The sequence below is a fragment of the Coleofasciculus sp. E2-BRE-01 genome, from assembly GCF_040221695.1.
Classification (GTDB): domain Bacteria; phylum Cyanobacteriota; class Cyanobacteriia; order Cyanobacteriales; family Coleofasciculaceae; genus Coleofasciculus.
The window spans coordinates 72,032-95,160 of record NZ_JAVKEA010000208.1 but is presented as its reverse complement, the minus strand read 5'-3'; the positions used below and the strand labels follow the sequence as shown (position 1 = coordinate 95,160).

Genomic DNA, 23,129 nt, shown 5'->3' with positions numbered 1-23,129 from the left:
TTGGTTCGTAGTAGGCACTTTAGTGCCATTTTACTTAAAAGGCAATATCGCCATCATCATCGTATTTCAAGCTATCCGATCGCTGTAATCGTGACACCGAATTATTTGTTGTTGTCTCTGGTGTTTGCTGATTTTGAATTGGTGCTGAACCTGTATCATTAAAGGACTGAGATTGAAGCGAAGATATTGTTGGCTTGGTTTCCTCAGCGGATGAACTCGTCTCCAATTCCGGTATATTCAATTCGTCATCTAGATTAATAAGATTACCATTAAAAAATTTCTCTAGCGTGGTTACGGCATCTTTAATTTTTTCCTCATCCCAGTCTCCGGTATCTATAGGTGCTGATACCGCTGATTGGGGTAGGGAAACTGGTATATTTTCCTCCGCACGATTAGACGGAGTTCCATTCGGCTGGACTATGTGACGTTCCGGTTGCGGAATCACTGTTCCTCTATCATTTCTATCGTCCTGATCCTCTTCATCTTCTACATTTGACGGCAACTTAGACGGTGAAGGCGTAACCACCTCCCGATTCGTCGCCGTTGGTTTAGCCGATGTAGTCCCTAGGATTTTAAACATGACTTTGATATCTTTCTGATAGACAGATTCAAAGGCAGCTTGAATATTTGGCAGTTTCTTTTGTGCCAGATCTAACAAAGGTTTAGTACTGATCCCTATCTGCGCCACTGTTCCATCAAAACTAGATAAATGACAATGCTGACGCAATAATTCTTTGGCACTATAGGGTCGCACATTGTCAATAATCTGTTGCCAAATTTGTTCTGTATTCGCCGATTGTTCAGAAACGGGAACGGCAGGAACTGTCCCATTATTGGCAGATGGAGGAGGTGAGGGCGATGATTTTACTGGGGGTGGTGATTGAGTCTTAGGGGTTGAGGAAATGGGTGTCGTGGTTGGCGTTTGAGGTGCAGCCGCAGAGGGTAAGGAGGCAGGTTGAGTACGATGTTGAGGTTCTGGCGGCTGGGTTGTTCGGGGTTGATTAACTTGTTGCGATCGCGCCGGAGTCGCCGCAGGTTCAACCCGCAGGGCGTCAGGTAATAAACCTAACAGAGTCACTTCTAACCAGAGGCGCGGTTGGGTTGTGTTTTTAACTTGTACTTCACTGCTTTTTAGATGTTGCTGTCCGCGTAAAATATCAGCCGTATCCATCGATTGAGCCAACTCACCTAACTGTTTCCAGGTTGGCGGCGTGACAGCCACTAAATCTTGACGACTGGGTGCGGTTTTAGCAATCAGTAAATCCCGATAAAATCCAGCTAAATTTTGCAATACAACTAACGGTTCTCGTCCCCGATCCATTAAATTGCGACAACAGTCGAGAACGGCTTGAGCATGATTATCCGTGATTGCTTGGCTCAGTTCTAATAAGTCTCGTTCAGGTACTGCCCCGACTAAATCCCAAATACATTCAACGGTTATTTCTCCAGCTAACAAGCTGAGTTGATCCAGCAGACTTTCGGCATCTCGTAATCCCCCTTGCGCCACTTGTGCAACTAAGGTAATCGCTTCTGTTGTAATATTAATTGTTTCTTTGGTGGCAATGTATTGAAGATGCTTGACCATTGCCGCTAAGGGAATGCGACGAAAATCAAACCGTTGACAGCGAGAAATAATCGTGGGTAAAACTCGTTGGGGATCGGTGGTGGCTAAGACAAAAACAACATGTTTAGGGGGTTCTTCTAGGGTTTTGAGTAATGCATTGAACGCCGCACTACTGAGCATGTGACATTCATCCACCACATACACCTTGTAGCGACATTGAACTGGGGCAAATTGAGCGCGTTCGATGATTTCCCGAATATTATCAACACCCGTATTACTCGCCGCGTCAATTTCGGTGATATCCAGGGCGGTTCCTTGAGCGATCGTGCGACAAACATCACAAGTTCCACAAGGTTGAGGCGTTGGCTTATCGGTAGTCAGACAGTTAAGGGATTTGGCTAAAATCCGCGCTGATGAGGTTTTTCCCGTACCTCTAGGACCACAGAACAAATAAGCTGGGGCAACTTTCTCTTGACGAATAGCATTCGTGAGCGTTTGCGCGATCGCTTCTTGACCAACCAAATCGGCAAACGTCTGAGGGCGATATTTGTGATGGAGGGGTTCGTAACTCACGAGGCTTCAGGATGTAAGGGAGACAAGGGGGAGTTGAGGGAGATGGGGGAGATGAACAATTGTACTATCTATCATAGTCACTTGAGATCGTAACTCAAAACCATATCCTTGAGTGAAGCGAAGGATCAGTCGGGGCGGGTTTAGTTCAGGTAGTGGTTTGATCCGGAACGTTATGGGTAAAACCCGCCCCTACACAGTCACGGACTCGATCACTTTCTCTCCCTCTGCCTCCCCTGCTCCCCCTGCTCCCCCAGCTTCCCCTGCTCCCCCTTGACCACCTGTTGTGCCGATGGGTAAAAACTCTGCTACAACCAGTTAGGAGTCTAATCATAATGCGAAACAATGCCTGTAACTCGTCAAATCAAAAGTGTTTATACCGATGGAGCCTGTACTGGTAATCCCGGACCCGGTGGCTGGGGTACGATCGTTTATTTTACCGATGGTTCTGTACATGAAATTGGGGGGGCTACGGCACAAACCACCAATAACCGTATGGAACTCTTCGCCGCGATTGAAGCCCTGATCCTGCTTCAGAGATCTGGACAAACGCAGCCGATTACCCTCTATACCGATAGCGAATACGTCAAGAACGGCATTACCAAGTGGATTAAGGGCTGGAAAAAGAAAGGCTGGAAAACCTCTCAGGGAAAAGCCGTTTTAAATCAAGATTTATGGGAAAAACTGGATGCGGTCAATTCTCCCTTGGTCACTTGGCAATATGTACGGGGACACAGTGGTAATCAAGGCAACGAACGTTGTGATCAAATTGCAACTGCCTTTGCCAAGGGCAAACCTCCCAGACTAACACAACTGGTAGAAGTAAGGAATTCCACCTCTCCCACCCTACCCCAGGAGACACCCGTAACAGGGGTATCAGATGAAAAGACCACTTTTGATGTAGGTTACAAAGATGTACCATCGAGCCTTCCTACATCAGAAACACCCATGATAGAAATACCGGATTCACCAAACAATTCCAATGACGAGTTACCCCGCGAAATTAGAGTTGCCCAACTGGGAAACTTAATCGAGACCCTACGCATTGCTGATGAAATCGCCAGTGAGGGCTATCTGATTAGTAGTTCTGAATTAGCTGATTTAATGGATATCAATGCCAGTGCCGTTACCAGTCGGGGTGATCATTGGCCCTGGCGCAACTGGATTGTCTCGCGAGTGCGGCGTGAAGGCAACCAGATTCTCTGGCAATTAGAACGAGTAGACCAAGTTAAGTCTGGTGATGAAGAGTGATTAGGGATTGGGGAAGTGTTGAGTGTGTAGGGGCGGGTTTGGGGACTTTCGTGTCAACTTAAGCTCAACCCCTCACCCCCAGCCCCTCTCCCACGCCGGGGAGAGGGGAGCAAGAGAATCCAGTTCCCCTTCTCCCATGAAACAAAAGCGAAGCATCCTCATCTGCCTTGTCTTCTCTGCCCCTCTGCCCTTCTGCACCCCCATTTCCCATCTCTAATTGCCATAAATCCGCCCCCGCCACTGTTTCGGTCTTTGCCTAGCTGACAAGAAAATCCGCAGCACAGCTAAGGGATCAGCCAGAGGTGAAAGCCAAAATAGCCAAGCGGCGGGGGATGAGGATGGAGTGAAATCATAAGAACGGGCGATCGCGCCAACTAATGCCCAGCGCATCACCAATAACCCTAGATTTAACCCTAGGACAGCTATGAGGACGGGTGAAGAGATGCCCAGGCTCAAACTCACCAAAACGGCGATAGACACAGGTAGAGGCAATGCCTGGGTACTCAGCAGTAGCCACACATCACTCCAGAGTTGACCCGGACTCGAAGCATCTTTTAAATCGAGCGATCGCCCCCACTCCTGCCAAGTCGCCCAAGCGCCTTCATACATGCGGACTTTCAGCACATTAGCACCATCCAAAAATCCCACCTTAAATCCCTGTTTGGCGGCATACCGCGCTAGGGTGACATCATCACAAAATGAACCCTTGGCACTGCTATACCCATCGAGTTGGCTTAAAACCTGTCGGCGACACAAAAAACACTGCCCATTTGCCATCACCCGTTCGGCGGGATTGCTGGTGATACCTGTCGGACCAAATCGATAGACTAACGTCATCAACAGCGCCGGTTGTAGCCACCATTCTCCGGGATAGTGGAGAATAAATCGCGGTGACAGAGACACCAGGTCAAACCCTAAAGTGTCAGCAATATCAATTAACCCCGCCACTAATCCAGGTTGCGGTTGGGTATCCGCATCAACGCCCAAAATCCACTGACTATCGGGACAACTGTGCAAATAGCCCTGATGCAACGCCCAAGGGCGTCCCACCCAATCCGGTGGCAATGGATCATCACTCATCAGCCGAAATCGCGGATCTTTGATTTGGGCATCTTTGACTAACTCCCGTGTGCCATCGGTAGAGTGACTATCCACCACAATAATTTCGCGTACTTCGTAACTCTGCTGACTTAATCCCATCAGACAAGGATTGAGGCGTTCTCGTTCATTGAGAGTCGGAACCACAATACTAACCGCCCCCACCTGATCGGGGGTAGGGGACTTGGCTTCTACGGGAGGACGACGTCCTGGACCTTTCAGCAGGCGCGAAAGCAGGATTAAAGTAGCAGGTATTTGGATCAGTAATAGGATTAGGGCAACTACCATTCTACGCAGGAGAGCAGGGGGAGTGATCAGTTATCAGTTATCGGGAGCAGGGGAAATTGTGTAGGGGCGGGTTTCACTACTATCGTTTGAAATGGTGCGTTACGCTGCGCTAACGCACCCTACACCCGCCCCGACTTTACTTAGCTTGCTTCTCGACGAATGACAAATGACAAATGACAAATGACAAATGACGAATGACAAATGACAAATGACAAATGACAAATTACTTAATAGACGCTACAGGCACTTTCGCCTCTGGAGTGCGATCGCGTTGTCCTTGTTCGAGGGTGTTAGGTGTCGGTGTCACTGTTGCCATCTGCCACAATACCACGGCGGGAACAACGCCTAACACGATCCCTAAGCCAATCGGAACCCATATTTGAGCACCGATACTCATTACAGCCGCAAAGACAAAGTTGCTCAGGTAAACGGCTAAGGGCAATCCTAATTGGCGTCTAGACAATGCCATTGGCGTTTTCTGCCAAAATAAAGCCGCGACAGCCATAAAGACGGCACCTGTTCCTAACCAACCCGCAAAATTTTGATACGGCATCCCAAAAAAGGCACCCGGTTGCTCCCATAACCAGAAAGGAACAGAGGCTTGGCTCATGGCGGGATCAAGTACAAAGTCCCAAGACGTGAGTAAAACAGCACCGATCGCGATCGCACCCAAGTGACGCCACCAACTAACTGATTGATTCGTCGCCACTCTACTCTCTAACCCCGCACGAGCCAATAGATAAGACACCAATCCTAAATAAAACCAGGATAAGGGAATTGTAAACGGCACAAGACCTGCGATTTTATAGCCTAAGCCACTTAAGTAACCATAGTGTCCAAAGGGGAAACCTGTACTCGTTCCCAGGAGTTCACTGGTCAAGGAAATGACAATAGCAGGAATCATGAACGTCAACCATTGCCACAGTCCCAGAGTTCGGTAGGCATAAATTGCAACGGCTGCTGCTCCTAAAATAATGTAGACGACTCCACCCCCAGCCATAGACCATTGAAATAGGGTTTGTCCCTGTGGCGGTAAACTCATAATCCATTCGGGGTGAGGCAACACCAGCAGTAGCCCTGCCAGTCCAAATGCCATAGCCCCGATATGACCTATCAACAAAGAGCGCTCAATTTTGATCAGTTGGTTCATGAAAAACTCCTAAAATGGTGAAAACCCCAGACTTGTCTTAGTAGCAAGACGCAGCATTCCGATTCAGATGCGGCAAGGCAATGGTTGTTTGCGAGTATACAAGCAGCAATGATTTATAGTTTACAAATGTTTACGAAAAAAGTCCCTAGTGCCGCCATCTGAATGATGAAGGAGATAGGGTAAGGGGGTGAGGCAATACGGCTCTGATCAGCTCTAATTTTAATTTTTGTCTTTACAGGCTCCCCCAGCTCCCTCAGCTCCCTCAGCTCCCTCAGCTCCCCCAGCTCCCTCAGCTTCCCCAGCTCCCCCAGCTTCCCCAGCTCCCTCAGCTCCCCCAGCTCCCCTATTCTCCCCAACTGGGGATGAACAGAGTGGGAAAATCGTTAATATATTGGCAGGACAGTAACTTGAATCTTGTCACTGTATACTACAGTGCAAAAACTTGGTCTTGTCTGCTGTTGGCTTCCTAGCATCTTTACTCAACATGACTTCACCTGTTCCGGAAAACGCGAAGACTGTCATTCGCCCCATTCAATACGGCGATTTGGAGAGAATTGAGCAGCTTACGACTCAAGCCACAGATACGGAGTGTAATAGCTGCTCGTTAACTTTCATCCGCCAACTACAGCAAGTTCGACGCTGGTATGGGCTGCTGATGGTTTTGAATTGGTTTCCGAATCCTTGCCAGTATGATTTTTGTTTCTATGTAGCTGAACAATTTCAGCGGCTGCGAGGATTAATTAAAGTGTCGCCCTTTAATCGGACTCGCAGTACTTGGCGCGTGGAACAGGTGTTAGTTGCTCCCGATCCGTCTCGTGAATCCATTAATAAACCCGCCAAACTTGAAACCGGCTCGGCACTCTTACGCCATTGCTTCGAGACTATCTGGGAAGCCCGCACCTGGTTACTAGAAGTCAATATCCACAATAAAGATACCCTGGCACTGTATCGGCGTAATGGATTTCAACCTCTAGCGCAATTGACATATTGGTCAATTTCTGATCAAACCTTAGCTAAACTAGGCGATCGCGAACCCGATTTACCCAACTTGCTCCCGGTGAGCAATGCTGATGCTCAACTATTGTATCAGCTAGATACGGCGTCCATGCCTCCGTTAGTGCGTCAAGTGTTTGACCGTCATATCGAGGATTTTAAAACAGGATTTATGCGATCGCTAGTCTCGACGCTACAGCAGTGGTTCAATCGCACTGAAGTTATCAATGCTTATGTGTTTGAATCCCAGCGCAAAGCAGCTATTGGTTATTTTCAACTCACCCTTTGCCGAGATGGGAGTCAAGCACACGAAGCCCAGCTCACGGTTCACCCTGCCTACACTTGCCTGTATCCAGAGTTATTCTCACAAATGGCGCGGATTACCCAACAATATCCTGCCCAGTCTTTGCATCTGGCTTCAGCCGACTATCAACCGGAACGAGAAGACTACCTGGAACAGTTAGAGGCTCAGAGAATCGAGCATACTCTGCTCATGTCTCGTTCAGTCTGGCATAAAATCCGGGAAGCCAAGAAATTAGAAGGGTTACAGTTATCAGAAGTGCTTCAGGGACTCCAGCCAGCCCGTACTCCCATCCCCAGCCGTATGTCCTGGTGGGAATCCCTCTCCAAACAACCTAACGCCGTTTCTAAAACAAATGGAGCCAATTCTTCATCGAAACAGAAGTCGAAAGAGAAGGATATTCCACCGCCAGCCAACTCGACAGATACTAAGTAGGGGAGTTTTGAGTTGTGGAATGACGATCTCCACGTTTAACTTTAATAGTGTCCACCTACTTATGTGATGCAGAAAATCTCAGCCTTAGGCTTGGATGTTGGCAGTAAGCGAATTGGTGTCGCCGGATGCGATGGTACTGGCTTAATTGCTACAGGTTTAACCACAATCAAGCGAACATCTTTTGAGCAGGATGTATCCCAGTTCCGAGAACTCGTCGAACAACGCGACGTTCAAGTTCTGGTGGTTGGATTACCCTATTCGATGAACGGGACGCTGGGATTCCAGGCACGACAGGTGCAAAAATATGCCCGTCGCTTGAGCGCTGCCCTACAATTACCCGTAGAATATGTGGATGAGCGGTTAACGTCTTTTGAAGCCGAACAGTTACTTCATGCTGAGAAGCGATCGCCCTCTCGCCATAAAGCTCTGATCGACCGCAAAGCCGCAGCTATCATACTCCAGCAGTGGCTGGATACTCGTCGCTCAAACCGTTAATTATGAACCATCTAGCTTGCTTCTCGACGAGCGAATACCACGAGCGAATACCATGAATCATGAAAAATGATATGATCAAAAACTGCTGGATCATACCAATGAACATTTATCCATGACTTTAACCCAAGAACGCAAACAAGAAATTATTGATAGCTATCAGATTCACGACACCGATACGGGTTCGGCAGATGTGCAAATCGCCATGCTCAGCGATCGCATTAGTCGCTTGAGTACACATCTGCAAGCCAATAAAAAGGATCATGCCTCCCGTCGGGGATTATTAAAGATGATTGGTCAGCGCAAACGCTTACTAAGTTATGTGCGTGAAGGCAATCCTGAACATTACCAAGCCTTGATTAAGCGCTTAGGTATTCGCGGATAAACACCGACTAAAGCTTATGTCTGACGAACCCTCCCGCAACCCTTTACCTTTTGAGCCGAGCCAAAAGCGAAAAAAAAAGTCGCAATCACAGGCTAAACCTGTAGCGAATAAAGCTAAGGCGAAATCCCCAGCTAAACCGGATCAACCAAAGGCTTCTACTCCTGAGTCGATGACTATTCCTGATCAGGTGAGTAAGCGTATGGTGCGCCGTATGGCGTTACTCTGTGGTATTCCAACAGCCTTGGGAATGCTTTCATTTGTGGTGAGCTATCTTGCAGTGGTCAACCTAGAGATCGAGTTACCCAATGTAGCGGTGGTTCTGGTAAGTATGGGATTTTTTGGCTTAGGTGTGTTGGGATTAACCTATGGTGTTCTTTCAGCATCCTGGGAGGAAGACAGTCCAGGAACGTTACTGGGTTGGCAGGAATTCACAACCAACCTAGGACGACTCACATCAGCATGGCGTGAGGCGAGAGAGGCTAAAAAAAGTTAGCTCTTTTTTCGCGTTATTGCTAGGAACGCAGGGGGAGCAGGGGGAGCAGAGGGAGTAGGGAGAGTGAACTCACACACCATGCCCAATTAACCAAGCGAAGGGTCAAAATTTATCCCTTTCCCAATCACATTGAAAACTTAAACCTTAAAACTTATGATTGTAGTCATGAAAGTCGGCTCTCCAGAAGCCGAAATCAATCGCATTAATCAGGAACTCAGCGAACAGGGTCTAACGCCTGAACCGATTGTTGGTAAACACAAAGTTGTTATCGGTTTAGTCGGTGAAACCGCGGCTTTAGACCCCCGGCAAATTCAGGAAATTAGCCCCTGGATAGAAGAAGTGCTGCGGGTTGAGAAGCCCTTTAAACGGGCAAGCCGCGAATATCGTCACGGGGAAGCTGGCGAAGTTGTAGTATCAACACCCGATGGAGCTGTTCACTTTGGAGAGCAGCATCCCGTGGTGCTGGTAGCTGGTCCCTGTTCGGTAGAAAACGAGGAGATGATTGTTGAAACGGCGCGTCGGGTAAAAGCGGCGGGCGCTAAGTTTTTGCGGGGAGGTGCTTATAAGCCTCGGACGTCGCCTTATTCATTCCAAGGACATGGAGAAAGCGCTTTAGGCTTACTCGCCGCCGCACGGGAGGCTTCGGGTTTGGGGATCATTACCGAAGTCATGGATACAGCCGATGTGGATAAAATTGCCGAGGTAGTCGATGTGCTGCAAGTCGGTGCCCGCAATATGCAGAATTTCTCCCTGTTGAAAAAAGTAGGCGCACAGGATAAACCTGTGTTGTTGAAGCGGGGAATGTCGGCAACCATTGATGAATGGTTAATGGCGGCGGAGTATGTATTAGCTGGCGGGAATCCTAATGTGATTCTCTGTGAACGGGGTGTCCGGGGGTTTGACCGGAAGTATGCCCGGAATACACTGGATTTATCGGTGTTACCCGTATTGCGATCGCTCACCCATTTGCCGATCATGATTGATCCCAGTCACGGTACGGGTTGGTTTGAGTATGTACCCTCAATGGCAAAAGCCGCGATCGCAGCCGGGGCGGATTCGTTGATGATTGAAGTTCATCCTAATCCAGCTAAAGCGTTATCTGATGGACCCCAATCCCTGACACCGGATCGCTTTGATAGCTTAGTCCAAGAAATGGCAGTGATTGGTAAAGCCGTTGGGCGTTGGCACGAACCCGCTATGGCGATCGCGTAATTATTCTAGAACACCAGTGATATCGTAGGGACACGGCATTGCCGTGTCCTTGTTCTTTTGGGGAGTTCGTAGTTGCATTGTAGCTATGGGTTGAAACCCACGGTTGGGTCAACTACTAGAAAGTAAATGTAGTTCGCAGTACACCGACTAAAGCGGTATCGTTATTCCCATCGCTTTCTGGATTAAACAGAACAAATGCTCCTGGTGTAATACTCACGTTATCACTAACCTTAAAGTTGTAAAACGCCTCTAGATGGTAAGGCGTTTCTCGGTCAACACCGGGTTCTGTCAAATCGGCTTCGCCATCTGCTTCTACCCGATGCAAAGGTTGTCCAAAAATTAGACCTGCCGTATTTCCTTCTTTAAATAAGTCTTGGAAATGTAACCCCGCCATCCAAGTCGTGAAATCAGACGATGCATCTGCACCAGCGACAGCATCAACAAAGAAATAAGCACCGTAACCCGTCAGCGAAATTTTCGGAGAAAAACGCCAAGTTGCAGTCGCACCTAAGGAATTAACGTGAACGGGCGTATTCAAAATACCGCCAACGATGGGATTACCATCAGCATCAACTGTGCGGTTAGGAATATTCAGCGGATTGGAGGAAAATCGAGTTAATCCTAGACCCATAATATTCAGGTCATGATAACTATAAGCATAGTTCAAACCAATATCAAACTGAGAACTGGGTTTAACCGTAAGCTGCGCCGATGCTACAGTACTCCCCCCAAAGAACCCTGAACCCAAGATATTAGTCGCCCCTTGTTCCGGAATCGCCGCATTGACGCTACCGTATAACGCCCGCAGGTCGATTGTATCGGAAATACCCCAAATAAACCCGACAGCCGAGGCTAAACCTGTTTGGGAGGTTCCCCCAGATACACGTACAACAGGGTTCAATGTGGCAAATCGAGAAATCGCCCCCTGTCCTTCACTGGAAAAGGGGATAATGGCTGGAAACGCATCCGATGCTTCTGCTGCTGTTCCCGCAAATAGGGTTAAGTTGTTGACTCCGGATGGGAAAATGTATAGGAGTTTGTAGAGTTCAACGTCATTAGAACCCGCACTCTCGCTCAAGTCTTGGGGGTTAAATTCGGGAAACTGGGGTTCAAAACTGAGTTTCGTAGATCCTTCACTTAAAAAAGCGTCTCGTCCGGGAAATAACGCTCCTTGAACGCTACCCGCCCCGGTTATATCGCCACCAAAATTATAGGCTTGTAACCCCGTAATCAGTAAATCTTGACCCGTAAAACTGGTATTCAGGTTCAAGCGCACTCGGTCAGCCAGAATAATATTGGCATCCTCATCATCGCTAGTTGCCCCAACGAGTGAGAAAATGACTTCACCATTTAATTTGGTGGTTGTGGAAAACTGGTTATCTTCTAAAAAGGCGACTCGTCCTTCTAAATTATCAACTCTTCCGCCCAGGGTAGCGAGTTCGGCTTCAAATTCCTCAATCAGTCGCCGTAATGTGACTAACTCTGTATCATCTACCTCCGTTCCCACGATTAACCGTTCAATTTGTTGCAAACACGCATTTAACCCAGCCGCGAACTCGTAGCGAGTCATGGCGCGGTTTCCCCGAAAGGTGCCATCGGGATAACCCGCAATGCAACCATAACGTTCAACTAAGCTTCTCAGGGCTTCATACGCCCAGTCTCCGGGAGAGACATCGGAGAGTTGGGAGACTGAGGTAACTTGTCCCATCGGGGATGACTCTGAATCGAGGCGTTCTAACATATCTGAGACAGAGGTGACTGGGGAGTTATTATCCTCTAACTCTTGTGCTATTTGTAGATGAGTCGGTTGATCCGTTGTCCCCGTCTGATTCAGAGGTGTCGCGGATAAAGGCGTGCGATCGCTAAGTCCAACGTGGAGAGTATTAATGGGATGAGTGGCTTTCTCTGGAATCGTAAATTCTAACTCAGTTGTCTGGGCAATAGCAGGATTGGCATCCCAAGGAATAGCACCAGCAATTAGGCACAATAGACCTATTCTCCCCCAAAATCTTAGGTGATGTTGATTCACGATTAGTTCCTCACACAAAATGTCTGATCCTTCTTGGTTTGCCTGAACCAAACCCTGTAAAGTCTTACTATGTCTAGTTATAAAAGAGCAAAGGTTGATCACAGCTTCATTTGGTGATTAATTTTGCCGTTGTGTTGAACTAGCACTGTATAGAACGACAAGGCTATGAGCTTTCGAGGCTAAGCAATCTACGGGATCACCTCAGACTTATCCGGATATGTGTGGCATAAAAGTAAAGATAAAATATTACTAGACAATTTTCAAATAACAAAAAGCTGCCTGGTTTATCCCAGGCAACTGCCAATAGACAATCTAATTGATCCCTGATTGAAAAGCTAATCTAGGCGGGAGCCACCTGAACAATCAGCGATCGCTTATCAAAAGACTGGACTTTCCCCGCTTCGCCGAGGTCATCAATCACACGCTCTAGTAGTTCCCTGGCGCGATCGCGATGCTGATGTTCTCGTCCTCTCAGACGCACCTGAAACTTGACTAAATTACCTTTATCCAACCAATTAAGCGCTCTTTTGATGCGTAAGCCGTAATCGGAGTCACCCACATTGGGACGTAACTTGACTTCCTTAAGTGTTGGTTTGGAACTCTGGCGTTGGCGCTTTTTCTGCTGGTATTGATGTTTCCCATAGTCTAAAACTTTTGCCACGGGAGCGTCTTTACGTTGAGAGACGATGACTAGATCCAGACTCGCATCTTTAGCGATTTGTAATGCCTCACGGGTATCTGTCAAGCCACGATTGTTGTTTTCATGGTCAATCAACAAAACCTGAGGTGATTTGATTTTATGGTTAATCAGTTGTTTCTGTTTCTTAGCGATAAGACTTTCCTCCTAAGTTCAACATCCTACTAGCTCACCTTTATCAGGTTAACCCAATGCTGATCACCTCATATCCCGCTAAGGTTTGAAATATGTTGGGGGCGATTAGACATTAGCAGATAGTAGGAACGTTTTCTACACCGTAACACTAATCTGGGATGAATGCCACGCTTATTAAGCACTCATCTCACCAACCACCTTGGGTTAAAGCTAGGCTAGGATGGAACGATCTGAACAACCAATGCTCGTCGATCAAAAGACTGAACTTTGCCAACTTCACCCAGATCAGACACCACGCGCTCCAGCAGTTCTGTGGCGCGATCGCGATGTTGATGTTCCCGACCCCGCAGACGCACCTGAAACTTTACGGAATCGCCTTTGCTTAACCATTCAACAGCTCGATTGATGCGTAAGCTGTAATCAGACTCGCCCACATTCGGACGCAGTTTAACTTCCTTGAGCGTTGGTTTAGAGCTTTGGCGTTGGCGTTTCTTTTGTTGGTACTGATGTTTCCCGTAGTCCAAAATTTTTGCCACGGGAGCATCTTTACGCTCAGAGACTACCACCAAGTCCAGACCTACATCTTTCGCCAGTTGTAGAGCCTCACGAGTATCAGTCAAACCGCGATTGTTATTCTCATGATCAATCAAGAGAACCTGAGGAGACTTGATTTGACGGTTGATTCGTTGCTTGTCTTTGTTAGCTATAATACCTTCCTCCTAGAACTTCATTCTTACTGGCTAACTCCTCTTTAGGATAGCGCAATGCTGCCTAATTGAAACCTCTCTCGGTTACGCTTCGTTAAAACCGGGACATTCCTCCGAACCTTGAGCCAGCTTCCGAAGCTCCCCCACCAACAACAAGCGATGAACGATGAACCTTTGTCAGGCGGGAATGCGCTATTTCCAGGAATTGATGTAATAATTTTCCCTGTCCTCTTTGTTTAATCGCTAATTAGATATATACTCAATCAATAGATTAAGTCAACGAACAAAATCAAAAAGTCCAGAATTCTCATGGTATGGAAATCTCTCAGAAGAATTGTCCTAGCAATCCTGTTACTGGGTGCATTTGTCCTGATGATGGTTATCGGTTGGGGAAGCCTTACCCCTCCCTCAGCCGTCGCTTCTATCCGTCAAATCGAAGAAGCCCCCGGACAGATGCTGTATCAATCTCGCCATACCTTGCAGGATGAAACGGGTCAATCGTGGCAAATCGTATTGTTCAAACGGGTGAAAGCAGGTGAAGCTAAAGACATTAGCCTGCATTTGGTTGGTTTTCCTGGGGTTGCAGAATTTGCTCACCCCCAACCTTTAAAAATTACGACGAATACGGGTAAAGTCTTAAAGGCTGAGGATCTGTTCGCCGACCAATCCCCAGCGGCGAATGTGGGTGAGTATAATATCAAAGACGTGTTGTCTGAATTGCCGATGTCTATAGGGGTTACGCTGTCTCTACCGATGAAGGGCGATCGCACAACCAGCCTGAGTGTTCCCTCAGTGGTCATATTAGAATGGCAAACTGTGGCGACTGAGTAGCGGCACGAAAAAAACCGAGAGACAATAGAGAAAACTTCTCATTGCAACCGATGTGAGGAATCCCCGTCTAATACGGGAGGAAAAATTATGACCACTCAATCAACCGCCACATTTACCTCCGTTTATGGTCCAGTGACATCTTGGCGCTACGGGCGATCGCTGGGTATTGATCCCATTGGACTCCAATCAACTTGCTCATTTAACTGCGTCTATTGTCAGTTAGGGGAAATTCAAGTTCGCACCAGCCAACGTCACGTTTTTGTCCCTACCGAAAAAATTGTCCAAGATTTACAAGCGTTTGCCCCTTGGGATGTAGATGTGGTAACTCTCAGTGGTAATGGCGAACCCACTCTAGCCCTCAACCTGGCTGAGATTATTTCCCAGGTTAAGGAAATGACTCACAAGCCTGTCTTAGTCTTGACAAATGGCACGCTTTTAGGTGATCGAGACGTGCAGGCGGCGTTATCCTTGGCGGATAAAGTCTCGGTTAAACTCGATGCGGTGAATCCTGATCAACTACAGCGTGTCAATCGTCCTGTCATGGAAGTCGATTGGCTCAAAATCTGGACAGGTATCCAGGAATTTCGTCAGGGATATCCAGGACATATAGGGATACAAACGATGCTGTTAACCCCACCGAATCAGCTTAGTCAAGACGCTTACATGCAATTAGTGCGATCGCTACATCCCGATGAAATTCAACTCAACACCCCCACCCGCCCTAAACCCTTAACCCATCAACTTGATGGACGTGGTAATCATACCCCTACCGAATCACGTCCCTATCCTGTACAACAATTAAAGCAAGTGAGTGGGGATGTCTTACAAGCCTTTGCCGCTAAAATACAAGATGCGACCACTATCCCGGTTCGATGCGCTCCCCGTTGAAAAAGTTTTGAGTGTTGACCCTTCACTGCGTTCGAGGGAGCCTGGTTTGTAGGGGCGGGTTTAGGGACTTCGCGCAAGCTGTTGAAGATAACATTTGTTCAAAACCCGCCCCGACTGAGTGAAAGCGTTGTCAAAATCTTTGAAGAATGACCAATGACCAATGACAAAGGACAAATAACAAATGATATTCCTCCTGGATATCTAAATATTATGGGATACGTTGACGAGTCAGAAGTAAATGGTCCTGGCTGTCGCGCTGTTGTTTGGGTGCAGGGATGTAACCGAGAATGTTCTAGCTGTTTCAATCCAGCATCTTGGTCTTTTGAAATTAACCAGTTAATTGCTGTTGATGAATTAGCGGATAAAATTTTGTCCAATCCCCGCAATCAAGGAGTCACCTTTTCTGGTGGAGAACCATTTTGGCAAGCGCCAGCCCTAGCGCAGTTAGCGAAGAAGCTCAAAGCGGCGGGGTTAAATGTCATGTCATTTAGTGGATTTACGTTAGGGGAACTGCAATCACCTGATGCTCCTCCAGGCGCACAAGCGTTATTAGGACAACTTGATATTTTAGTCGATGGTCCCTTTGTTGAATCCTTGGCTATTAATTCCCCCGATTCACCCGTCTCCTCTCGAAATCAGCGCGTTCGTGTATTTAATCCGGCATTAAAAGACCAAATCACCTGGGCTTCTGATCAAATGGAGATTCATATCCTTAAAGATGGTAGTCGCATTGTTACAGGATTTCGAGGTCAAATGAATTTAAGTGAAGGATAGATGTCGTAAAACGTAATCAGTAGTCAGGGCGGGTTTTGAACCAAAGGTTATCATTAACAGCGAGACGGAAGTCCCTAAACCCGCCCCTACACACTCAAATTTCGTTATTGGTCATTGGTCATTGGTCATTGGTCCTTTGTTGATTAGGAAATCACTCCCTCTGCTTCCCCTGCTCCCAGACGTGCCATGGCACGTCTCTACATTGCTTCCCCTTTCTGCTATATCAGTAATTTCCCCCATTTTTTTATCCTTTAATGTAAAGATATATTAATAATACACCGAGCAAAAATAATCCAAGATTCCAATGTTGTTGAATTATAAATAATATCTTGAATAGATAAAAAAATTACTTCTTTAATGCCTGGAGTCTACCCCGCTATTGAAACCAATGGTCAAGGTTAAGGGGAATTATAGATTAAGTTAATTTACCTATGATTTTCTACAGCAATTCTGCCTCCGGACTAATCTGAACTTTAGGAAACTGAGTCTTTTGTAAAGCTTTGTCGAAAAATCACCTTAAATAGTCAATTCATCTCCGAGTCCTCTAGACAAACATACGGAAGTAAGTTAGTCTGTATTACAGGTTGTCTAACGTGTAAGACAATGCCGAAAAACTCAACTCTGACCGATCAGGAGTCAAACGTGCCAAACCAACCAACTGCACATTTTAATTCTCCCCAAAAAGAGTTGAGCCAAGTAGGGACTTCTACCACTCGCGATTGACTAATTTTGAATCTCTAAGGTTTTGGATGACTGAATGCGCCAACGGCTTCATGGCATAACGCTGAAGAACTCCAAGCTTAATTGTAGGGATACAGGGTGTTCATTGATCAGACCAGCATCTACAATTCTAGGTCTGATATCGCTCAGAGCGCTGTAGTGATTGCACTCCTGTTTAGTTCCCTGATAGAGAAATTTCAAAATCTTCTGAGAGTTGACAAAGATAGTCTTTTTTAGACGAAAAAACTTTGTCTAACTAAGGTTTCAGGGTGATGTTCCCTTCAAAAGCGACTGAAGTCTAACGCGGGTATAAAACACCGACATTATTAGACATTTCCGGCTTTTGTTAAACCCTTAGTCATAGCAAAAAACCGATGACGGCTAGACAAATTCCCTCTGTAATCTCAACTCCAACGCTCTCTTCCCTAGAGCAAGTTCGGTCTCTTAGAACCTTGCAGCGATTTCAGTTTAGCGGTGAACTGGTGTTGAACGATCCAAAGGGACACCAATGGATCTTTTTTTTACACCTAGGCGGTATCCTTTATGCCACAGGAGGAGTGCATCCGGTGAGACGGTGGCAACGGAATTTAGCCATTCACTGCCCTCAAGTTTTGACTCATCCTGACACAATTGGGCGTGATCTTGCCAGTATCAATGTGAAAAAATGCTGGGACTATCAGCTATTGTGTCTCTGGGTCAAGCAGCGACGAATCACTCCCGAACAAGCCGCCAATATGATTCGTGCGGTGCTGACTGAGATTGTATTCGATATCGCGCAAGCCAAGCAAGTAACCCATCAAATCCAGCATAATTATTCGTTACCCACGAAACTGGTTTTGATTGAAATTAATCAGGCGATCGCACAAGTCCAATCTTTGTGGCAAACTTGGCACAATGCCCAGCTTGCGGATTATTCTCCCAATCAAGCTCCGGTTATTAAACAACCGGAACAGTTACGAAACAACCGTTCCGCCGAAGTTTACCAAACGTTAACTAACGTACTCGACGGACACCATACATTGCGTGACTTAGCCGTAAAACAGCGTCGGCAGGTTGTGGACATTGCTCAAGCGTTAATGCCTTACCTGAAATCAGGCTGGGTAAAACTGACTAATATTCCCGATTTACCAGCACCCACTCCCAATACGGTGAGGAATAGAGAAAATGTTGGTGCTGACAAGCAGGAAAGCAGAGAAAAAAGTAGAGACGAGCCACGGCAAGTCTCGCCACGGCAAGTCTTGCCACGGCGCGTCTTAGAGCCAGGGAAAGAGAAGGTTAAAGCTTATCCCACGGGTATTACTCCCACTTCTGGAAAAGCGAATGTGCCGAAAACACCGCTCACAAGCGCAAACGCAACCTCAACTAAATCCCTGGTTGCTTGTGTAGATGACAGTCGTTGGGTGATTCACACCATGGAAAAAGTAATCGGGGCGGCAGGTTACCGATTTATTGGTGTAGAAAATGCCTTGCGAGCCATTCCCACCCTTTTGGTACGCAAACCTGATCTAATCTTTTTAGACTTGGTGATGCCAAATGTCAACGGATATGAGCTTTGCACTCAATTACGCAAACTGTCCTGTTTTCAAAACACGCCGATTGTCTTTTTAACCGGAAAAGATGGGGCAGCGGATCGACTTCACGCCAAATTTGTTGGAGCCTCAGATTTCTTGAGCAAACCTTTAAATTCCAGGAATTTGCTCACGGTACTCCATAAACATATAAAACAGGGTGTTTATTGATTTTTCATCGTTCATCCTTATTTATAGGATGAGTAAAAATGAAGTCAACAATAACTATCATTGACCAATTTCGTTTGTATTCATTAGGTAGGTAATTACCATGGGAACAGCTCTAGTTGTTGAAGATTCCTCAACGGATATGCAAATTATTACCAGTTGCTTACAGCAAGGTGGTATCAATGTCTTGGTTGCCCATAGTGGCGAAGAGGCTTTGACTAAAATTAGCACGCAAAAACCGGATGTGATTATTTTAGACATCGTGCTACCGGGTCGCAGTGGTTTTGAAGTCTGCCGTGAATTAAAAACAGCGGCTGAAACTAGCAATATTCCTGTCGTTATTTGTTCGACAAAAGGAGGCGAAATGGATAAATTTTGGGGCATGAAACAGGGAGCAGATGCTTATCTGGCTAAACCCGTGGATCAAAATGAGCTTGTCCGAACAGTTAAACACCTCATTCGCCCCTAATTAAAACGGTTCGTAGTCAGCACTTTAGTGCGAATAAGCTCTTTTGAAGGGCGGGTTTATTCAAGTTATCAGTTTGGTGCAAAATGTTATCTGTAAAACCCGCCCCTACACCCCCGCTCTAAGAGTTCTTTACTTTAAGTTGATACTAATGGCACTAAAGTGCCTACTACATACTTCCTTACGATGTCTGACACTTTATCAACTCAAAACCGCTTATCATCGTCCATGCCGATCCAGCCGCGATCGCCTGCGTCTGTAGTTAGCAACACAGAACAGTTTTTGCGGTTTCATCTGCTACCCGATACAACGGCTTTGTTGTCAGTTAGACAGTTGACGGAGGTGTTACATATTCCGATTGGTCAAATTGTACCCATCCCTCATACACCCGCTTGGGTGATGGGTGTGTATAACTGGCGGGGTGAGATTCTCTGGATGGTGGATATCGGACATCTCGTGGGACTCACGCCGTGGTATCAGCAGATAACCGGTGCTTCAAATTACACAGCAATTGTGTTACATACTCGTTCCCTGTCACAAATCTCTACCCAAGTCAAAAGCCAGATGCTGGGACTTGTGGTTAACCGTGTCGAAGATATGGAGTGGTGCAACCCTGATGGGATTCAATCCCCACCTTCTGCTCCAGTTACTCCCGAACTTGCACCATTTTTGCGGGGATATTGGGTGAAATCCAGTGGTGAGATGTTAGCCGTTCTCGATGGCACAGCTATTACCGAAGCCATGCCCAAAATTCAGTAAATTTTGTCATTTGTCATTTGCCATTTGTCAAACTGGCGAGGTGTCAAGTTAGCCAGATCCTTTCAGCCAAGAGTTGCGTCTATCAAACATTTCTCAAAATCAGCCAATTAACGACGGCTGACAAATATAACCCCAAAAATTCCGCTTAATTTCATAGCACTATTCGGTATTGCTTAACCCAACGCAAGGCTTTCTTTTGGCTTGCGGATGAGTTGAGTAGTATCTCTCGTACCCTATTGATGTTCAACGATGAGGTTCATATCATGACTCAAACATCATCCAATACAAACTCCACAAATAATAACGGTGCTACTTCCAAACTGACACCGAATGATAATGGTTCAGCACTCAAGGATTATCCCCTTTCTGATCACAGCCTTTCTACTCAAACCTCAAACGCTCTCAAACGACTAGAACCTGATGGGGGAGGATACAAGGCAAAGACTCAAACCATTCCCAAACCACAGTCATCAACCTCTTGGTGGCAACGGCTGAATCTGCGAAATAAAGCCACAGCATTGGCAATCATTATTGGTACGCTTCCCGTACTGGTAACAGGAATCACCGCCTACTATTTTGCTGACCGAGCGATTATTCGAGAAATTGCTAACGCGAAAATCGCCCGTGCTGAAGGTATTGAAGATAAGGTGATGCGTTTCATGCGGGAACGGTACGGGGATATTCAGATTCTGGCGAGTCTGCAAGTTCTCACTGATCCGGAGCTGGTTGAATCAACAACCCTGGCTCAAAAACAAGCCACTCTCAACAACTACATCGATTTCTACAAAATCTATGACAGCATTGCTGTGTTTGATCTTCAGGGTAATGTGATTGTGCAATCGAAGGGAGATCCTTTAGAAAACCACAGCGATCGCGAATACTTCCAAGCTGCTCTCAAATTGGATGGACCCTATATCAATAACCCCACGATCTCTGAATCCAGTGGCGAATTTGCGGTTCACACGGCTGCACCCGTGAAAGATGCCACGGGTAAAACCATTGGCGTCATCCGATCTCGTATGCCTGTAGAAGCTCTCGATGAGCTGATTGCCAACTTCGGGTTTGGCGGTGACGAATACTATTTACTTGACTTGTCTGAGGGCGGTGCTGAAATTTTCGTATCGAACCAGCCAGATATGCAGGGTAAGAGCGCCTCAGAAGTGTTTGTTGAGTTTGAGCAACTGAAAACCGCAGGCAAGTCAGGAAGTACAGTGACAACGGATACGGTTCAAAACAGTCAAGACTTGTTAGCCTACGCTCCCGAACTAACCCTGGAAGGGGTGCAAGATCTACCCTGGACAGCGATGGTTGCCACACCCACCAAGATTGCGTTTGAACCGCAGCGCCAGTTACTTCTCGCCCTAGCCAGTGGTACAGCGCTCACCGCTTTACTTGTATCTGCAATCGCCGCCGCCATTGCCAACCGTGCCACACGCCCGATTGTGAGTGCAGCCGACGCGGTGACCAAAATTGGTCAGGGAGACTTGGATACCCGTTTAAACGTGGCTGGGGAAGACGAAATGGCTGTCTTGGGAGAAAACATCAACGACATGGCTAAACAGCTTGGAACCTTGGTGCAGGAACAAACCTTGGCAGCAGAAAAGGCAAACTTGTTGGCAGAAATTACCAGTGTCCGTTCCTTTGACGCCCAAGCGATTCAAGATATTTTCGACATTGCCGTGATCAATGCTCGCAAAATCTATCAGGCGGATCGGGTGATTGTCTATCGGCTGAACACTGATGGCGGTGGTGAGGTGGCGGCTGAGTCGGTGACGGCGGGTCAGTTTCATGCGTTCAATAGCAATATCAAACATCCCCCCTTGTCACCCAAACAGCTAGCGACTCACAGTGATGACGGGATTGTGGCAATCACCAATGTTGCCACCGCCGGGTTAGCGCCTGAACAGGTGAAGTTTATGGAGAATCTGGAAGTTAAGTCTACCCTGGATGTTTTACTGATATCGCAAGGTCAACCCTTTGCCTTACTCAGTGTTCATTACTGCCAGAAACCCCACGAATGGCAACCTGGGGACATTGATTTTCTCCAACGCTTAGCCGATCAGATGCGACTATCCCTTGACCGACTCACTCTACTTGACCAAACCCGAAACCTGGCGGAAGAACAGCGGCTACTGAAAGAAGGGTTGCAACAGCGAGCCTTAGAACTGCTGAAGGAGGTAGACCCGATTAGTAAAGGTGACCTAACCATTCGCGCACGAGTCACCGAAGATGAAATCGGTACAGTAGCAGACTCTTATAATGCCACGGTTGCTAACCTGCGGAAAATTGTTACCCAGGTGCAAGCAGCGGCGAGTCAAGTGGCGGATACCACGAGCAGTAATGAAGTGGCGGTACAATCCCTAGCCGAAGAAGCGCTGCACCAAGCCGAAGAAATTTCCGTCGCCCTTGACCGCGCCCAGGAAATGGCTCAGTCGGTGCGAATGGTTGCCGCAAACGCGGAACAAGCGTTAACGGCGGTGCAAGAAGCGGGTGAGATGGTACAAGAAGGAGACCAGGCGATGAACCGTACTGTAGACGGGATTCTCGCCATCCGCGAAACGGTAGCAGAAACGGCGAAAAAAGTCAAACACTTGGGTGAATCGTCACAAAAGATTTCCACGGTTGTTAACCTGATTAGCACCTTTGCCGCCCAAACCAACTTGCTGGCGCTCAACGCCTCCATTGAGGCAGCCCGCGCCGGGGAAGAAGGACGAGGGTTCGCGGTGGTTGCCGACGAAGTGCGATCGCTGGCTCAACAGTCTGCTGATGCGACTAGCGAAATTGAAAAGCTGGTGGCGGCAATTCAAGCCGAAACCAACGAGGTGGTAACGGCAATGGAAGCCGGGACAGAACAGGTGGTTATGGGTACAAAACTCGTGGATGAAACTCGTGCTTCTCTGAACAAGATTACCTCTGTATCCAACAAGATTAGTGACCTGGTTGAAGCGATTACCGAAGCCACATTAATTCAGACACGAGCCTCTGAATCGGTGACGGAAACCATGACAAAAGTGGCAAATATTGCGGCTCAAACATCCACAGGAGCGAGTGACGTATCGTACTCATTTGAACAACTCCGACAAGTGGCGCAAGCGTTACAAGCAGAGGTGGGTCAGTTTAAGTTGAATTAGTTATTCGGTTCGTAGTAGGCACTT

General features: G+C 47.1%; 20 protein-coding genes. 13 read left to right on the top strand and 7 right to left on the bottom strand.

Annotated elements, in window-relative coordinates:
• Positions 1 to 34: 34 nt before the first annotated feature.
• Complete coding sequence (locus RIG66_RS27735) at positions 35 to 2,137, bottom strand: DNA polymerase III subunit gamma/tau (RefSeq protein ID WP_446382379.1); 2,103 nt, start codon at positions 2,135 to 2,137, stop codon at positions 35 to 37.
• Positions 2,138 to 2,479: 342 nt separating this feature from the next.
• Between RIG66_RS27735 and rnhA the strand changes: the two genes are divergently transcribed.
• Positions 2,480 to 3,385, top strand: coding sequence for a ribonuclease HI (gene rnhA, locus RIG66_RS27730; RefSeq protein ID WP_446382377.1), 906 nt, complete (start codon positions 2,480 to 2,482; stop codon positions 3,383 to 3,385).
• Positions 3,386 to 3,598: 213 nt separating this feature from the next.
• Here the strand turns inward: rnhA and cruG are convergent, their stop codons facing one another.
• From cruG to RIG66_RS27715, 3 genes are all read right to left on the bottom strand, one after another.
• Positions 3,599 to 4,771 carry a 2'-O-glycosyltransferase CruG gene (gene cruG, locus RIG66_RS27725; RefSeq protein WP_446382375.1) on the bottom strand — a complete coding sequence of 391 codons (1,173 nt, stop codon included), beginning with the start codon at positions 4,769 to 4,771 and terminating at the stop codon, positions 3,599 to 3,601.
• Positions 4,772 to 4,994: 223 nt separating this feature from the next.
• Positions 4,995 to 5,921: a gamma-carotene 1'-hydroxylase CruF gene (gene cruF / locus RIG66_RS27720; protein WP_446382373.1), complete on the bottom strand. Its 927-nt coding sequence runs from the start codon at positions 5,919 to 5,921 to the stop codon at positions 4,995 to 4,997.
• 113 nt (positions 5,922 to 6,034) lie between these two features.
• Positions 6,035 to 6,277 carry a hypothetical protein gene (locus tag RIG66_RS27715; protein WP_446382371.1) on the bottom strand — a complete coding sequence of 81 codons (243 nt, stop codon included), beginning with the start codon at positions 6,275 to 6,277 and terminating at the stop codon, positions 6,035 to 6,037.
• A gap of 128 nt (positions 6,278 to 6,405) precedes the next feature.
• On the opposite strand from RIG66_RS27715, the gene RIG66_RS27710 reads away from it, so the two are divergent.
• The 5 genes from RIG66_RS27710 (at position 6,406) to aroF (ending at position 10,232) form a co-directional block, all read left to right on the top strand.
• Positions 6,406 to 7,650 carry an N-acetyltransferase family protein gene (locus RIG66_RS27710; RefSeq protein ID WP_446382369.1) on the top strand — a complete coding sequence of 415 codons (1,245 nt, stop codon included), beginning with the start codon at positions 6,406 to 6,408 and terminating at the stop codon, positions 7,648 to 7,650.
• A gap of 66 nt (positions 7,651 to 7,716) precedes the next feature.
• Positions 7,717 to 8,145, top strand: a complete 429-nt coding sequence (gene ruvX / locus RIG66_RS27705) for a Holliday junction resolvase RuvX (protein ID WP_446382367.1) — start codon at positions 7,717 to 7,719, stop codon at positions 8,143 to 8,145.
• Positions 8,146 to 8,257: 112 nt separating this feature from the next.
• The gene (rpsO, locus tag RIG66_RS27700; RefSeq protein ID WP_446357230.1) at positions 8,258 to 8,527 is read left to right on the top strand and encodes a 30S ribosomal protein S15; all 270 of its coding nucleotides are present in this window, start codon (positions 8,258 to 8,260) and stop codon (positions 8,525 to 8,527) included.
• A gap of 16 nt (positions 8,528 to 8,543) precedes the next feature.
• Entirely contained in the window at positions 8,544 to 9,020 is a 477-nt protein-coding gene (locus RIG66_RS27695) for a photosystem II biosynthesis protein (protein ID WP_446343145.1), read from the top strand.
• A gap of 153 nt (positions 9,021 to 9,173) precedes the next feature.
• Entirely contained in the window at positions 9,174 to 10,232 is a 1,059-nt protein-coding gene (gene aroF / locus RIG66_RS27690; RefSeq protein WP_446382365.1) for a 3-deoxy-7-phosphoheptulonate synthase, read from the top strand.
• A 115-nt stretch (positions 10,233 to 10,347) separates the two neighbouring features.
• Here the strand turns inward: aroF and RIG66_RS27685 are convergent, their stop codons facing one another.
• The 3 genes from RIG66_RS27685 to infC (RIG66_RS27675) all read right to left on the bottom strand — a co-directional run bounded on the left by RIG66_RS27685 (position 10,348) and on the right by infC (RIG66_RS27675) (position 13,800).
• Complete coding sequence (locus tag RIG66_RS27685) at positions 10,348 to 12,261, bottom strand: iron uptake porin (protein ID WP_446382363.1); 1,914 nt, start codon at positions 12,259 to 12,261, stop codon at positions 10,348 to 10,350.
• Between the two features lie 340 nt (positions 12,262 to 12,601).
• Positions 12,602 to 13,072, bottom strand: coding sequence for a translation initiation factor IF-3 (infC, locus tag RIG66_RS27680; RefSeq protein WP_446382437.1), 471 nt, complete (start codon positions 13,070 to 13,072; stop codon positions 12,602 to 12,604).
• Between the two features lie 236 nt (positions 13,073 to 13,308).
• On the bottom strand, positions 13,309 to 13,800 hold the full coding sequence (gene infC / locus RIG66_RS27675; RefSeq protein ID WP_269546331.1) for a translation initiation factor IF-3: 492 nt from the start codon (positions 13,798 to 13,800) through the stop codon (positions 13,309 to 13,311).
• Positions 13,801 to 14,109: 309 nt separating this feature from the next.
• On the opposite strand from infC (RIG66_RS27675), the gene RIG66_RS27670 reads away from it, so the two are divergent.
• From RIG66_RS27670 to RIG66_RS27640, 7 genes are all read left to right on the top strand, one after another.
• On the top strand, positions 14,110 to 14,631 hold the full coding sequence (locus RIG66_RS27670) for a DUF3122 domain-containing protein (RefSeq protein WP_446382361.1): 522 nt from the start codon (positions 14,110 to 14,112) through the stop codon (positions 14,629 to 14,631).
• Positions 14,632 to 14,718: 87 nt separating this feature from the next.
• Complete coding sequence (locus tag RIG66_RS27665; RefSeq protein WP_446382360.1) at positions 14,719 to 15,519, top strand: radical SAM protein; 801 nt, start codon at positions 14,719 to 14,721, stop codon at positions 15,517 to 15,519.
• 153 nt (positions 15,520 to 15,672) lie between these two features.
• Entirely contained in the window at positions 15,673 to 16,293 is a 621-nt protein-coding gene (locus tag RIG66_RS27660; protein ID WP_446382358.1) for a 4Fe-4S single cluster domain-containing protein, read from the top strand.
• Between the two features lie 1,094 nt (positions 16,294 to 17,387).
• On the top strand, positions 17,388 to 18,752 hold the full coding sequence (locus RIG66_RS27655; RefSeq protein WP_446382356.1) for a response regulator: 1,365 nt from the start codon (positions 17,388 to 17,390) through the stop codon (positions 18,750 to 18,752).
• Positions 18,753 to 18,852: 100 nt separating this feature from the next.
• Positions 18,853 to 19,218, top strand: coding sequence for a response regulator transcription factor (locus tag RIG66_RS27650; RefSeq protein WP_446382354.1), 366 nt, complete (start codon positions 18,853 to 18,855; stop codon positions 19,216 to 19,218).
• Between the two features lie 183 nt (positions 19,219 to 19,401).
• Positions 19,402 to 19,974: a chemotaxis protein CheW gene (locus RIG66_RS27645; RefSeq protein ID WP_446382352.1), complete on the top strand. Its 573-nt coding sequence runs from the start codon at positions 19,402 to 19,404 to the stop codon at positions 19,972 to 19,974.
• Positions 19,975 to 20,237: 263 nt separating this feature from the next.
• The gene (locus RIG66_RS27640) at positions 20,238 to 23,105 is read left to right on the top strand and encodes a methyl-accepting chemotaxis protein (protein WP_446382350.1); all 2,868 of its coding nucleotides are present in this window, start codon (positions 20,238 to 20,240) and stop codon (positions 23,103 to 23,105) included.
• The last annotated feature ends 24 nt before the right edge of the window (positions 23,106 to 23,129 follow it).